General features: G+C 71.4%; 13 protein-coding genes. 8 read left to right on the plus strand and 5 right to left on the minus strand.

The window, feature by feature from the left end:
- The first annotated feature begins 59 nt into the window (after positions 1 to 59).
- The 3 genes from gcvH to AADR41_RS27650 all read left to right on the plus strand — a co-directional run bounded on the left by gcvH (position 60) and on the right by AADR41_RS27650 (position 3,255).
- Positions 60 to 437 (plus strand): glycine cleavage system protein GcvH, encoded by a 378-nt coding sequence (gcvH, locus tag AADR41_RS27640; RefSeq protein WP_342284119.1) that lies wholly within the window; start codon positions 60 to 62, stop codon positions 435 to 437.
- A 20-nt stretch (positions 438 to 457) separates the two neighbouring features.
- Complete coding sequence (gene glyA, locus AADR41_RS27645; RefSeq protein ID WP_342284120.1) at positions 458 to 1,717, plus strand: serine hydroxymethyltransferase; 1,260 nt, start codon at positions 458 to 460, stop codon at positions 1,715 to 1,717.
- A 155-nt stretch (positions 1,718 to 1,872) separates the two neighbouring features.
- Positions 1,873 to 3,255 (plus strand): L-serine ammonia-lyase, encoded by a 1,383-nt coding sequence (locus AADR41_RS27650; RefSeq protein WP_342284121.1) that lies wholly within the window; start codon positions 1,873 to 1,875, stop codon positions 3,253 to 3,255.
- A 30-nt stretch (positions 3,256 to 3,285) separates the two neighbouring features.
- Here the strand turns inward: AADR41_RS27650 and AADR41_RS27655 are convergent, their stop codons facing one another.
- The gene (locus AADR41_RS27655; protein ID WP_342284122.1) at positions 3,286 to 4,308 is read right to left on the minus strand and encodes a hypothetical protein; all 1,023 of its coding nucleotides are present in this window, start codon (positions 4,306 to 4,308) and stop codon (positions 3,286 to 3,288) included.
- Positions 4,309 to 4,481: 173 nt separating this feature from the next.
- Between AADR41_RS27655 and AADR41_RS27660 the strand changes: the two genes are divergently transcribed.
- On the plus strand, positions 4,482 to 6,356 hold the full coding sequence (locus tag AADR41_RS27660; RefSeq protein WP_342284123.1) for a caspase family protein: 1,875 nt from the start codon (positions 4,482 to 4,484) through the stop codon (positions 6,354 to 6,356).
- On the opposite strand, the gene AADR41_RS27665 is transcribed toward AADR41_RS27660, so the two are convergent.
- The 4 genes from AADR41_RS27665 to AADR41_RS27680 all read right to left on the minus strand — a co-directional run bounded on the left by AADR41_RS27665 (position 6,337) and on the right by AADR41_RS27680 (position 12,139).
- The gene (locus tag AADR41_RS27665; protein ID WP_342284124.1) at positions 6,337 to 9,174 is read right to left on the minus strand and encodes a CHAT domain-containing protein; all 2,838 of its coding nucleotides are present in this window, start codon (positions 9,172 to 9,174) and stop codon (positions 6,337 to 6,339) included. The genes AADR41_RS27660 and AADR41_RS27665 overlap by 20 nt on opposite strands.
- Positions 9,175 to 9,176: 2 nt before the next feature.
- On the minus strand, positions 9,177 to 9,857 hold the full coding sequence (locus AADR41_RS27670) for an RES family NAD+ phosphorylase (RefSeq protein WP_342284125.1): 681 nt from the start codon (positions 9,855 to 9,857) through the stop codon (positions 9,177 to 9,179).
- A gap of 3 nt (positions 9,858 to 9,860) precedes the next feature.
- Positions 9,861 to 10,526, minus strand: coding sequence for a hypothetical protein (locus tag AADR41_RS27675; RefSeq protein WP_342284126.1), 666 nt, complete (start codon positions 10,524 to 10,526; stop codon positions 9,861 to 9,863).
- Between the two features lie 332 nt (positions 10,527 to 10,858).
- Complete coding sequence (locus AADR41_RS27680; protein WP_342284127.1) at positions 10,859 to 12,139, minus strand: cytochrome P450; 1,281 nt, start codon at positions 12,137 to 12,139, stop codon at positions 10,859 to 10,861.
- 319 nt (positions 12,140 to 12,458) lie between these two features.
- Between AADR41_RS27680 and AADR41_RS27685 the strand changes: the two genes are divergently transcribed.
- The 4 genes from AADR41_RS27685 to AADR41_RS27700 form a co-directional block, all read left to right on the plus strand.
- A complete protein-coding gene (locus tag AADR41_RS27685; protein ID WP_342284128.1) occupies positions 12,459 to 13,223 on the plus strand; it encodes a hypothetical protein in 765 nt (254 codons plus the stop codon).
- A 216-nt stretch (positions 13,224 to 13,439) separates the two neighbouring features.
- Positions 13,440 to 13,772, plus strand: coding sequence for a hypothetical protein (locus AADR41_RS27690; RefSeq protein ID WP_342284129.1), 333 nt, complete (start codon positions 13,440 to 13,442; stop codon positions 13,770 to 13,772).
- Between the two features lie 21 nt (positions 13,773 to 13,793).
- A complete protein-coding gene (locus tag AADR41_RS27695; protein WP_124723874.1) occupies positions 13,794 to 14,105 on the plus strand; it encodes a pore-forming ESAT-6 family protein in 312 nt (103 codons plus the stop codon).
- A gap of 43 nt (positions 14,106 to 14,148) precedes the next feature.
- The coding region (locus tag AADR41_RS27700; protein ID WP_342284130.1) for a DUF6507 family protein at positions 14,149 to 14,281 on the plus strand (133 nt) is incomplete at its 3' end.

The raw sequence follows: 14,281 nt of genomic DNA on the forward strand, positions 1-14,281 counted from the left end.
TCTCACACCGTAAGACCACCGTTCATCAGCACTCCCCCGCGTACAGGAGAATTCAGGTCATGAGCAACCCCCAGCAGCTGCGTTACAGCAAGGAGCACGAGTGGCTGTCGGCCGTCGAGGACGGTGTGGCCACGATCGGCATCACCGAGTACGCGGCCAACGCGCTCGGCGACGTCGTCTACGCCCAGCTCCCCGCGGTCGGTGACACGGTGACCGCGGGCGAGACCTGCGGTGAGCTGGAGTCGACCAAGTCGGTCAGCGACCTGTACTCCCCGGTGACCGGCGAGGTCACCGAGGCGAACCAGGACGTCGTGGACGACCCGTCGCTGGTGAACTCCGCTCCCTTCGAAGGCGGCTGGCTGTTCAAGGTACGCGTCGCGCAGGAGCCGGAGGACCTGCTCTCCGCCGACGAGTACACCGAGTTCTCCGGCAACTAAAGACCCCAAGGGACCACCTGATGTCGCTTCTCAACTCATCCCTCCACGAGCTGGACCCGGACGTCGCCGCCGCCGTCGACGCCGAGCTCCACCGTCAGCAGTCCACCCTCGAAATGATCGCCTCGGAGAACTTCGCTCCGGTCGCTGTCATGGAGGCCCAGGGCTCCGTCCTCACCAACAAGTACGCCGAGGGCTACCCCGGCCGCCGCTACTACGGCGGCTGCGAGCACGTCGACGTGGTCGAGCAGATCGCCATCGACCGCATCAAGGCGCTCTTCGGCGCCGAGGCCGCGAACGTCCAGCCGCACTCCGGTGCGCAGGCCAACGCCGCCGCGATGTTCGCGCTGCTCAAGCCGGGCGACACGATCATGGGCCTGAACCTGGCCCACGGCGGTCACCTGACCCACGGCATGAAGATCAACTTCTCCGGCAAGCTCTACAACGTGGTCCCGTACCACGTCGACGAGACCGGCGTCGTGGACATGGCCGAGGTCGAGCGCCTCGCCAAGGAGTCCAAGCCGAAGCTGATCGTCGCCGGCTGGTCCGCGTACCCCCGTCAGCTGGACTTCGCCGCCTTCCGCCGCATCGCGGACGAGGTCGGCGCGTACCTGATGGTCGACATGGCGCACTTCGCCGGTCTGGTGGCCGCGGGGCTGCACCCCAACCCGGTGCCGCACGCCCACGTCGTCACGACCACCACGCACAAGACCCTCGGCGGTCCGCGCGGCGGTGTGATCCTCTCCACCCAGGAGCTCGCCAAGAAGATCAACTCGGCGGTCTTCCCGGGCCAGCAGGGCGGTCCGCTGGAGCACGTGATCGCGGCCAAGGCGGTCTCGTTCAAGGTCGCGGCGACCGAGGAGTTCAAGGAGCGCCAGCAGCGCACCCTGGACGGCGCCCGCATCCTCGCCGAGCGCCTGGTCCAGCCGGACGTCACCGAGGTCGGTGTCTCCGTGCTGTCCGGCGGTACGGACGTCCACCTGGTCCTCGTCGACCTGCGCAACTCGGAGCTGGACGGCCAGCAGGCCGAGGACCGGCTGCACGAGCTGGGCATCACGGTCAACCGGAACGCCATCCCGAACGACCCCCGGCCCCCGATGGTCACCTCGGGCCTGCGGATCGGTACGCCCGCCCTGGCGACCCGCGGCTTCCGGGCCGAGGACTTCACCGAGGTCGCGGAGATCATCGCCGCCGCCCTCAAGCCCTCGTACGACGCGGACGCCCTGAAGGCCCGCGTCGTCGCGCTGGCCGAGAAGTTCCCGCTGTACCCCGGCCTGAAGTAGTCCGGACAAGTTCTGGTAACACGTTGGGGCGGGGCACCGCGCACACTGAACTGTGAGCGCGGTGCCCCGTCCCATGCCCCCGCCCTCCGGGCCGCCCGGCCCGTACCGCACCACCCGGCAGACAGCGACGTCTACCAACCCCTTGAGGAGTCACCGTGGCCATCTCGGTCTTCGACCTGTTCTCGATCGGCATCGGCCCGTCCAGCTCCCATACGGTCGGCCCGATGCGCGCCGCCCGTATGTTCGCGCGCCGGCTGAAGAACGAGGGGCTGATCGCCCACACCGTCTCGATACGCGCCGAGCTGTACGGCTCGCTCGGTGCGACCGGTCACGGCCACGGCACTCCCAAGGCCGTACTGCTCGGCCTGGAGGGCGAGTCGCCGCGCACCGTCGACGTGGAGTCCGCCGACGACCGGGTGGAGCAGATCCGCAGCACCGGCCGGATCAACCTGCTCGGTATGCACGAGATCGACTTCGACGCCGACGAGCAGCTGATCCTGCACCGCCGCAAGGCCCTGCCGTACCACGCGAACGGCATGACCGTCCTGGCCTTCGGCCACGACGGCGAGGTGCTCCTGGAGAAGACCTACTACTCGGTCGGCGGCGGCTTCGTCGTCGACGAGGACGCGGTGGGCGAGGACCGGATCGTGCTCGACGACACCGTGCTCAAGCACCCCTTCCGCACCGGCGACGAGCTGCTGCGGCTCGCCCACGACACCGGGCTGTCCATCTCCTCGCTGATGCTGGAGAACGAGAAGGCCTGGCGCACCGAGGACGAGATCCGCTCGGGACTGCTGGACATCTGGCGCGTCATGCAGGCCTGTGTCTCGCGCGGCATGTCCCGCGAGGGCATCCTGCCCGGCGGCCTCAAGGTCCGCCGCCGCGCCGCGAACACCGCCCGCCAGCTGCGGGCCGAGGGCGACCCGCAGACCCACGCGATGGAGTGGATCACCCTCTACGCGATGGCGGTCAACGAGGAGAACGCGGCGGGCGGCCGGGTCGTCACCGCCCCCACCAACGGCGCCGCGGGCATCATCCCGGCGGTCCTGCACTACTACATGAACTTCGCGGCCGGCGGCGCCACCGAGGCGGAGAAGGAGGACGGCGTCGTCCGCTTCCTCCTCGCGGCGGGCGCCATCGGCATGCTCTTCAAGGAGAACGCCTCCATCTCCGGCGCCGAGGTCGGCTGCCAGGGCGAGGTCGGCTCCGCCTGTTCCATGGCCGCCGGCGCCCTCGCCGAGGTCCTCGGCGGCACCCCCGAGCAGGTCGAGAACGCCGCCGAGATCGGCATGGAACACAACCTGGGCCTCACCTGCGACCCGGTCGGCGGTCTGGTCCAGATCCCGTGCATCGAGCGCAACGGCATGGCCGCGGTCAAGGCCGTCACGGCGGCGAAGATGGCGCTGCGCGGCGACGGCAGCCACAAGGTCTCCCTCGACAAGGTCATCAAGACCATGAAGGAGACCGGCGCGGACATGAGCGTGAAGTACAAGGAGACGGCGCGGGGCGGGCTCGCGGTGAACATCATCGAGTGCTGAGGGAGCGGGCCCGGCCCGGCCGGCGGGTTCTCAGGGCAGCTGCTGGCCCCGCAGGGTCACCCCGTACCTCGTGCGCAGGCGGTCGATCTCCCACCAGGCGACGGCCGAGACCGAGGCCGGTCCGCCTATCACGGCGCAGAGCTGGACGAATGGCGGGCCCGGCGGCATTCCGCTCATGAGCAGGTTGACGACCGCCAGCTCCCACACCAGCACCCCGGTCAGCAGGGCCGGAAGCGTGGCATGCACCTCGGAGGTGCCGAACACGGTGCGGATCATCGTCCGGGAGGCGAACAGCACGAAGAACAGCATCCACACCACCGGGGCGGCCAGGGCGAGCGTGATGAACGGGGTGAAGAAGTAGGCCTCCATGTTCTGGCCGATGAGGAACGTGGCCGTGGCCAGCAGCGGCACCGAGGTGAGCGCGCCGAAGTACATCAGGGCCGAGCGCACCGCCGGGCGCAGACGTGTGCGCATGCCCGGCCGCGCGGCCTCGGGTGCGATCCGGAACAGGACCAGGATCACCAGCGGCGCGCTGAGCAGCAGCAGCCACGGGGTGAAGGCGAGCCGGAGCGCGTACTGCTCCTGGACCTCCGCGAAGTCCGCCGCGGAACCGTAGACGAGCAGGATCAGGAACGACGTGGCCAGCGCGGCCCAGGCCCTGATCTGCTGCACGCGCATCACCTGCGGGTCCACGATGCGGCGGTGCGCGTGCGGGGGGAACCTCAGGTGTGCCTGCCGGCGGGCGGTGCGGGCCAGCGGGTAGGCCAGGACGAGCATGAGCAGGGGCCAGAAGCAGCACACCAGCAGGGCCCACACGCACCCGTGGATGGGCAGCGCACGCAGCACCTCCATCAGCGGGGGCCAGTCGCCGTCGCGGAACTGCTGCCACAGCGAGCGGTGCGGGACGTACGGGCGGTAGGGTGGCGGGCCCTGGGGCGGATACGGCCCGGGGTGGGGATGAGGCCCTGGCTGCGGGGGTACGCCCGGTGGTGGCGGTGGCTGCCCGTTCGGCCGCCACGACGGGTCGTACGGATTGTGTCCCCCGAAAGTCACGCCGTTCTTCCTTCCTGAACCGTGCGGCGGGTGTGCCGCGGATCCGATCTTGGTGAATCTCCGTCAGCAGTCAACCTCCATTGCGACGGCCGCGCATCGAGCAGTACGCGTCCGCCCGGCAATCGCCCCGGAATCGCCCCGCCCCGGCCCGGCCGGGCTGGCAGGATCACCGCATGGGAACCGTGTACGCACTCCTGGTGGGCATCGACGACTATCCGGACAAGCCGCTGGGCGGTTGCGTCAACGACGTGACGGAGGCGGAGAGTTGGCTCCGGCAGCACGGCGGTTCCGGTCTCCGGATCCTTCCGCTGCGCGACAGGGCGGCGACCAGGGCGGCGGTGGTCGACGGCATCAGGGGGCATCTGGGGCGCAGCGGTCCGGGCGACACGGCGCTGTTGTGGTTCAGCGGGCACGGCAGCGAGGACGAGAGCGACGATCCCCGTACGGCGACCGGGCGCAGTCAGGCGCTCGTGTGCGCCGACAGCCTGGACCCGGGCGGTCAGCCGATCCAGGACACCGAACTCGGGGCGCTGCTCGACGAGATCGCGGCGCGCGGCGCGCACGTGGTCGCCGTGCTCGACTGCTGCCACTCCGGCGGGATCACCCGTGATCCGCCGCCCGGTGCGCGCTCGCGCCAGGTGGCCTGGCAGCCGTGGTGGCGCACGGACGGCAGCGGGGCTCCGCGCGGTGCGGGTGCGCAGAACGCCGAGCCGCTTCGGCATGTGCTGCTCGCCGCGTGCCGGGAGCAGGAGCTCGCGTACGAGGCGCTGGTGGACGGCGAGCAGCGCGGGTACTTCAGTCATTCACTGGTGCACGCGCTGCGGCGGCTCGGCCCGGCGGCCACGTTCGGGAAGGCGCACGCGCTCACCGAGGAGCGGGTGCGCAGCCGGTATTACGCGCAGCATCCCGAACTGCACGGTCCGGAGCATCTGCGCTTCCTGCACGGCGACGCGCTGCCCGTCCCCCCGTTCCTGCTCCGGCACACGGTCTCGGGGTGGGAGGTCAACTGCGGCCAGGTGCACGGACTGCGGGCCGTGGGGGCGGAGTTCACCCTGGTCGGGACGGACGGCGGGCGGTCCGGCGAACCGCGGGTGGTGGTCGTGCGGGAGTTGCGCCCCGAGTCGTCGCTGGTGGAGCCGGCCGGCTGGACGCCGGGGCGGGACGATCTCACCACGGTGCACGGGGTGAATCCGTCGGCGCCGGCGTTCCCGCCGGCCGCGGTGACGGTCGTCGGCGACCCGGCGGCCGTCGGGATGATGACGGCGGCCGTGGCCGGTGCGCCGATGCTGTCCACCGGCGGGCCGGGACTGCCGCTGCGGCTGGACGTCGGGCGCGGCCTGGCCCGGGTGACCGGGGGCGACGGGCATCCGGTCGACCCGCTGCCGCTGCGTTCGTCCGACGATGCCGCCCGGGTGGTCGACTGCCTTTCCCACATCGTCCGTTGGCATCAGCTGAAGGACCTCGACAACCCCGACCCCTGGCTGTCGTCGCTGGTGCGGGTGACGGTCGAACCACTGGTCGGTGACCTGTGGCACACGGCGACGGGCGAGGTGGTCTGCGTGTACACGCAGAGCGGGCAGGAGCCGCAGGTGCGGGTCCGGGTCCACAACGACTCCCCGCGCACGCTGTGGTGCGTACTGCTGGATCTGGCCGACGACTATGCGTGCTCGCCGGCCCTGTTCGAGGGCGACTTCGTGGCGTCCGGGCACGCGGGGACGGCACGGCACGGCGAGCCGGTGTGGCTACGGCTGCCGCCCGGCCGTTCCCTGGTCCGGGGTTCGTTCGCCCGGGACTGGCTGCGGCTGATCGTCGCGGAGAATAAGCTGAACGTGGCCCCGTTCCGGCTGCCGGCCTGGTCTTCGGACGCCCCTGGCGCGGAGCGCGGCGACGTGGGCCGGCCGGACCGGGACGCGGGCTCCGTGCTGCGGCTCGCGCCGCTGACGGGCCCCCGGACCGCGGGTGGTCCGGCCGGGGACGTGGGCCGGTGGGGCACTGTCGTGGTGCCGGTGCGCACCGTGCTGCCCGACCTCACCATCCGAGGTGCGTGAAGCCCGCCCAGCCGGTCGGGTCGGTGGCGTCGATCAGCGGCACGCGGGCAACCATGTTCGCGGGCATTCCGGCCGGCGCCCCGCGCCCCTTGTCGAGCATCCACAGCTGGGTGTCGCGCAGGGCCTGTCCGGGTGTCCGGCCCGCCCGGCACATGAAGTGGTGGGTCATGTACATCAGTACGGACGTGGCCGCGTCCGGCACCGGCCACAGCGAACCGAGCACCGAGCGCGCGCCCGCGACGAGGAACGCGGTGGACAGGCTGTACGCCTCGTCGTAGCCGTGCCCGGACACGTTGGTGCTGCAGGCCGCCAGGACGACGAGTTCCAGGTGGGGGTAGCGGGCGGTGCCCTCGGTCAGTTCCTCGGCGTTCAGGTTCCCGCCGGACAGCTTGAGGTACGCGCTGTTCCGCCGGCCCTGCCGCACCTCGCCGTGGCAGGCCAGGTGCAGCACGCCGCCGCGCTGCCGGCCCAGCCAGTCGGTCACGGCGGCGGGCGTGGCGGTGCCGGGGCCGAGGAGTTCGCCGTCCGGGTAGCAGGCCCGGAAGATGGCCTCGGCCTCCTGTCCCGCGTGGAAGAGGTCGCGGGTCGGGTCGCCGACGACGAGGGCCTGCCGGGTGTCGGCGGCGGGCCGGGTGGCCACCTCGCACAGCAGCCGGGCGGAGGGTGCGTACGAGATCTCCGCCTCGTGGCATGCGTACTGCCGGGTGCCGCGGCGGTCGGGCAGCCGCGCGGCGTGCCAGGGCACGACGCCCAGTTCGGCCATCGGCACCAGCACCAGGGCCGGGATCCCGCCCGGCCTTCGGCCCCGGGAGACTTCCTTGAGCAGCGGCTCCATCACCGCCTTGCCCGCCCAGTCGCACAGCCGCTCCAGCGCGACGCGGCCCTCGGTCCGGATGGTCGGCTGCGGCCGGGACGGGGCCTCGGGGGGTCCGCCGGCGGTACGGCCCGGGGCCCCGACGGCCCGGTAGCCCGTCAGCTCGTCGGCGGTGACGGTGAGCCGGGGCAGTTCGAGTGCCCTGGCCGTGCCGTCGGCGGAGACGATCAGCGCCGTGCCGGGCACGCCGTCGCCGCCGGGCACCAGATAGACCAGCGCGGTGCGGCCCATGGCACGCAGCGCCCGGCCGATGTCCGTGAGGGTGGGGACCTCCAGCAGCCGCCGCCGGTGCGGGGACGCGGCGAGTGCCTGGAGGACCCGGCGCCGGAGCCGGCTGGAGGGGCCCGAGGCGGGGGGCGCGGCGGCGGGCACGGTCCCGGGAGCCGGTTCGGGTGCGACACCGCCCGCCGCCCGCCACTCGTCGGCCGGGCCGGACTGGCCGAGGGCGTCCAGCATGTCGGGAACGGTGGCGGCGACGGTCGCCGCGTGCAGGACGAGGCCGCGTCCGGCGTCCAGGGCCCGCACGGCGTCGTCGTGGGCGCCGTCGGTCAGGCACCAGCGGGCCACGCCGAGCGCCTGCTCGCCGGCCCGGCGGCCGGTCTCGGCGGCGTGCACCGTACCGGACTGGAGGAGGACGCTCCAGGTGGCGGCGCGCATCGCGTCGAGGCCGATGCGGCGGGACTCGGCATGGTTGAGGCGGGTGGCGCGGGTGTTGAACATCTGGTTGTCGCCGCGGAACCGGTAGCCCGAGGCCAGGGCCATCCCGATGGTGTTCCACAGCGGGTGCGCCGGGCCGCCGGCCAGGCGCAGGGTGTGCTTCAGCCAGGAGATGCCCTGGTCGAGGTGGCCGGGGCGGTCGGCGCGCGGGACCGACGCCATCCCGCCCAGCGCGCAGTGGGCGGAGCCGAGCGAGAGGGCGTTGCGGATCCAGCGGTCGTCGTCGGGTTCGAGGAGGTCCAGGGCGTCCCGGAGCAGTTGGGTCGCCTCGACGACCCCGCGGGCGTTGCCGGCGAACATGGCCCGGCCGACGCTGCTGATGCCCGCCTCGCCGAGCCGGTCGATCTGTCCCTCGCGCGGCAGCAGCGCGATCTGCCGCCGTACTTCGCCGATGTCGGGGGTGGCCACCATCGCGGAGTGGTCCGGGAAGGCGCCTCCGGTGCTCCGGCTGCGCAGGATCTCCAGGTTGGCCCGGGCGATGTCGAGGTTGGCCTCCAGCCCGACCCGGTCCATGTGGTCGGGGGACAGCCGGGCGACGACCTTCTCCAACTCGCCGACCTGCCGGGCGAGCGCGTCCGCGTCCTCGCTCCGGACGGCCTGGTGCCCGCGGAACACGGCGAGCTGCCCGTCGAAGGCCAGGCGCGTTCCGGCGTCGAAGGCCGGCGAGTTCCGCAGCCGCGCCAGGTCCTCCACGGCCGAGTCGAAATCGTCCTCGCCGCCTCCGACCTGGGCGAGGTGGGCCCGGAGTCCGGCGTGGGTCGCGTCGAGCGCGTCGCGTTCCCGGCTGCCGGCCGGGAAGGCGTCGCGATTCTGCTCGATCTGGGCGATCGCCGCCTCCATCTCGGCGGGGGTCTCGATCCGTTGCAGTCCGGACATGCTGTTCGTGGCGACGACCGTCGCCTTCCAGCGGCCCTCCGGGCCGTGGGCCTCGGCCTCCCGCAGCAGTTCGTCCACCTCGTCCGGGCCTCCGACCGACTGGTGCCAGCGCAGCGTCGGAAGGAGGACGAGGATCTGTCCGGCGCGCATGCCGGACATCAAGGTCCCTCGTTCCAGGGCCTGCCAGTCGGTGTACAGCCGCGTCCACGCCTCGTCGGCCGTGCCGCAGCCGAGCCGGTCGAGTACGAGATCGGCGGCGCGGGTGAGGTCCTGGGCATCGGTCCTGGCGTCGAGGAGCGACTGCTGGATCTCGTAGGTGAGGGCCTGGAGGTCGTACGGCTTCCCCGGCATGACTAGGGCATCCATTCCTGCTGTCGTGGCGCGGCCTGTGTGCGGTACGGGGCGAGGACACCGTTCAGCCATCGCTCGCCCTCGTCGGTCCCGAAGTCGATCCGGGGGGCTCCGGTGGGTTCGAGCGGTGGTGTCCCGCACCGGTCCTCGAACAGGACGGCCACCCGGTCCGCGGGTTCGCGTTTGGAGGGCCAGACGAAGCCCTGCGCCCAGGGCGCGGTCCTGCGGCGGATCCAGTGGCCCCAGTCGCGGGTCTGCGGGTAGTCCGCACCCTCGGCGTGCACGAGCCACGAGTCCTGGGCGACCGCCGCCAGGTCCCTGCCGGACATCAGCGGCACCACGTCCACATCGGTGGCCAGGCGCAGGAAGGACAGGCTGCGGCGCTCGAAGGCGGCCCGCGGGAGCAGGCGCGTACCGCCGTCGCCGCCGCCGTCGAAGGGGAGCGAACGCAGCAGCACCTCGCACACGGCGGCGCCGACGCCGAACCCGACGTACAGGTAGCCGTACTTCTCGTACGGGGTGCTGTCGAAGCGTCCGCCGTAGTAGAAGGCGTGCGCGGGCTCGGGGTTGAAGGCGACCGGGTCGCGGTGGCTGCTGTGGACGCGGTGGACGAGAGTGCCGGCGGGCAGGGTGGCACGGCCGGGCTCACCGGGCAGTTCCTCGGGGGGCGGGTACTTGGGCACGGTCTACCACTCCCCGCCCGTGACGGTCAGCGCGCGGGCGGCGCCGAGGAGTTCGGGGTCGCGCCCCTGCCCGAGAAGGCCGGCCGGCGGGGCGCCGGTCCACGCGTTCGCGGAGAGCCACCAGTCCGCGGCGCCCCAGGGGTCCCGGTCGGGGCGCAGCACGCCGGCCACCTCCAGGACGACCTCCCACGGCATGTCCCCGGCCTCGAACTGGAAGGCGGGCAGCTGCCGTTCCCCGTACTCACGGGTCAGGACGATCAGCCGGGGGTCGACGGGGCCCGTTCCGCGCGGGGTCGACGCCGGGGCCGCCAGCAGGCGTTCGCGCACCGGGCCCAGGAGCGGGCCGACCATCGGGTTGCCGTCGATCACGAGCATGCAGAGGTCCATGACGTCGTAGCCCTCGTGGACGGCGGACGGGGACGAGCCCGCGAACCGTTTCGTGGCGCCGTCGCCGCGCAGCCGGTCCGCCTCGTGTTCCGGAAGCGCGTCCAGCACGGTGCGCACCGCGCGGTCCGCCGCGTCCCGGTCGGTCCCCCGCTCGCGGGTCCGAAGACCGGTGCGCATCTCGGCCAGCGGCGCGCGCAGCGCCCGGTGCGCGTCGGGACCGAGCAACGGCCCGAGCCGGGGCCAGTCGGCCGCGACGGCGGCGAGCATCATGAAGGGATTCACCCGCACTCACGCCCTTTCTGTTCGCGGGGTCCGGTCCGTTCACGGAGTCCGGTCCGTTCACGGAGTCCGGTCCGTTCGCTGAACGCGACCTCCCGCAGTACCGAAGCAACGTCGAACGGTCCGGCGCGAGTCGGCACGGGCCCATGATCGTGCGCCGGTCACGGCATCACAAGGTGCGCCCGGCCGTCCGTCCACGCTAGCGGTCGGCGGGAGGCCCGTCGGGTCGGCGGCGGGTCGTCACCGGGTCGTCATCGGGTCGGCGGGAAGGGCGGGGGTGCGCTTCCGGGGCGCGCCGCGTGCGCGGCGCATCCACCGGACGGGCGCCGGTCCGTTCAGCTCAGGTGTACCGGCAGCGATTCGATGCCGTAGACGATGGACAGCTTGCGGAAGGCCAGGTCCTGGGGCGGGACCGCGAGCCGCATCCCGGGGAACCGCCGGGCCAGGGCCGGGTAGGCGGTGCGCAGTTCCATCCTGGCCAGTTCGGCGCCGATGCAGCGGTGGATGCCGTGGCCGAAGGCGAGATGGCTGCCCGCGGGGGTGCGGTGCGGGTCGAAGCGCCCGTCGTCGCCCACGTACCCGGCATCGCGGTTGGCGGCGCTCAGCGAGCAGAGCACCATGTCGCCCTGCGGTATGACCACTCCGCCTATCTCTATGTCCCGGCGGGCGAACCGGGGGAAGGCTATCTGCACCGCCGAGAGGTAGCGCAGCACCTCCTCGACAAAGGGTGCGGTCATGGCGTCGTCATGCCGTATTCGGTCGAGCACGTCCCCGTTCTGCAGCAGCACCAGGGAGCCCAGGGCGATGGTGCTGGCGGTCGTCTCGAACCCGCCGGTGAGCACACCGTCGGCGAGGCCCGCGAGTTCCTCGTCGTCGACGTCGTCGCCGTGCTCCCGCACGATCATGCCGAGCAGGCCGTCGCCCGGCTTCTCGCGCTGCGCCTTGACGACGTCCCTGAAGTACGTCAGCGACTCCGACATCGCGCCGAAGGGCGCGGTCGTTCCGGCGAAGAGGTCGAAGCGGTCCATGGCGAGCTGCTGGAAGTCGTCACGGTCCTCGTAGGGCACGCCGAGCAGTTCGCAGATGGTGAGGGAGGGGATCGGCAGCGCGAACTCCTGCACCAGGTCGACCGGCCCCCGGGCGGCCGCCATCGCGTCGAGGCGTTCCTCCACGATGGCGTCGATCCTGGGGCCCAGCCGCCGCAGCCGGCGCATGGTGAACTCCGGGGTCAGGATGCGGCGCAGCCGGGTGTGGACCGGCGGATCGTTGAAGCCGAGACCGCCGGGGCTCTGTTCGGCCGCCACTCCGGCGTTCGTCGCGAGGTGGGCGAAGTCGGTGCTGAACCCGTCGGCCGAGCCGAGGACGGCCTTCGACTCCTCGTAGCCGCTGACCACCCAGGCGTCCATGCCGAACGGCAACGACACCTTGTGCACCGGCCGCTTCGCCCGGGTCCTGGCCAGTTTGTCCACCGGGTCGAGGCCGTCTCTGCGCAGCATCATCAGCAGGTCGTCGGGCAGCAGCCTGACCGTGGATGAGCCGATCCCGTACTTCTGGATCCTGGACAGGTAGCTGCGCCCGATCCGGGCGGTGATACGGGAGCGGAACGTCGTAGTCAATCTGCACTCCAGGAGTCGTCGCGCGGTCCGCACACACGGTGCGGACGTGAAACAGCTGTGCAGCAGGCGCGGAAGTGGATAGTGGCCGGCGGCGACACGGCTTGTGCCAACCGGCATTCTGTCTCAGAGCGTGAGGAAGCGGCGCCCCGGCGGCATCTGATCCGGCCGGTGACGCCCGGTCGATCGGTGACGGCCTCCCCCGATGCCCTGCGGTCTTCCGCGTGAACCGCAATTTTATGCTGAAGGGCATGGACGGCCTGCACAACGGGTTCACCGGCAGCCGTCCGGACGATGTTTTCCGCAAGGGGCCGGACCCGAAGTGGCAGATGACCTTCCGCTCCTCGTGCTCGAACGGCTGCGTGCCATCGACTGGAGCGACGACTCGGCGGCGTACAGGCACGCGAATTCGCGCGCTCTGCTGATGCGTGAATATCTGCGCCGCGCTGCTGAATGGGCCCGGGCCTGCCACGCTGAAGGGTCGTGGCCGTTCTTCGACATCGCGGAGCATGCCGCCCCAAGGGTCCGGACGCCGTCCGATGTCGCCGCCGAACTGGACGCGCTACTCACGGGCCTGGCTCCGTCCTCGCTCAGGAAGACGTGCCGGGGCGCCGTTCGGTGGGCCGTGCTGCGGGGCGCCGGAGGCGAGTTGCCACGAGATCTTCCGGATGACCCCTATGAGCCGCTTCTGCTCATGTACGAGCGCGGTGGTGGTTACTTCGTCGAGGAGTTCATCGACCTCAATGGGGCGATGCTGCGACTCGGGACGGTGGAGAGCAACCTCTCGGCGCGCCCGTTCCGCACACTTGCCCCCGCGACCCTGGACGCCCTGGACGCCGAGGGCGAGATCACCTACTACGCCAGGACCGGTGAAGGGCATCCGGGGGCGGGCGGCCCGCACGGCATCGTCAGGCGCCGGGTCGACGACGGGCGGACGTACGACGAGGCGTTCACGCACGACCTCCGCTGGGAGCCGACCGATCACCTCCGGCTGTGCGAACTCGGCCACGACGAGACCGGCCGTGCCGGAATCACCGAAATCGAAGCCGCCGCATTCATCGAACTCGCGGTCGTGGGCACGGCATGAAGGCCGGCCGGAGATCTCCTGGGCCCCGTCGCGCCGGAGGGCCTCCGTCTCCGTGCTCCGGTCGAGCGCTCCGTCCCCGGCCCCGTCACCCGTACTGTGATTCGGTGGCCGTGTCACAGACTGTCCACAGCCTGGTGGTCCTCGATTGCCTTCGGTGTCGGGGAGTTGATAGGCATGATCCGTGCATTTGTTCGTTCGGCTCGGCAGGGGGATTGAATGAAGTTCGACATGGGGGCGCAGGTTCTGACGAGTCTGTCGTCGAAGTCGCGTGGGTCGAGTGATGATCTGGGGACGTTGATTCGCCAGTTGTTGGAGGCGGCGGCGCCGTTGGAGGGGAAGTTCAACGGTGCGGGGCGGGCGGCGTTCGACTCGTTCAAGGGTCGTTCGGACGAGATCACGGCGGCGTTGAACGGTTCGTTGTCGGCTCTGCTGGGTGGTCAGTCGGGGATGGAGCAGGCGTTCGGTTCGGGTGATCAGGAGCAGGGTGACAACGCGCGGCAGCAGATGTCTGCGGCGAATTTCGACGCGGCTCGCTTCGGCGGCCGGTGACATTCGGGGGGTTGGGTTCTGATGGCCGGTAACGGTGACCGTCGTTCGTACGACATCGGTGCGTCCACGGACGCGCAGGGCAACATCCAGGTGGTGATCGCGCGGCTGGAGGAAGTGATCGCGGCGCGTGACGGCCAGGTCAAGGCCGCGATGGCGGACTTCACGGCCGATGGTGTGGCGGACGAGTACCACGGCAAGGAAATGCGGTGGAACCGTTCCTCGCAGGAGGTCAAGAACATCATCCAGCTGCTGAAGACGACGCTGGAGAAGAACGACGGCACGGCGCAGCACACGATCACGCGCGCGAAGGCAGCCGTCGACAACATCGGCTGAGCCGCAGCCGAGCTTTTTCCGAACGGTTCACGGGGGTGTACGGGTGACTGGGTGGGATCTGAAGCCGCAGGGCATTCAGGGTGTGCTGAAGACGACGGGTGAGGTCGCGTCGAAGATCCAGACGCATGCGACGTCGTACGGGGATCATCTGACGTCGGCGGCGTCGAGTGCGGGCA

Origin of the sequence: Streptomyces sp. CLV115 (genome assembly GCF_038448545.1) — a bacterium.
GTDB lineage: Bacteria > Actinomycetota > Actinomycetes > Streptomycetales > Streptomycetaceae > Streptomyces > Streptomyces sanglieri.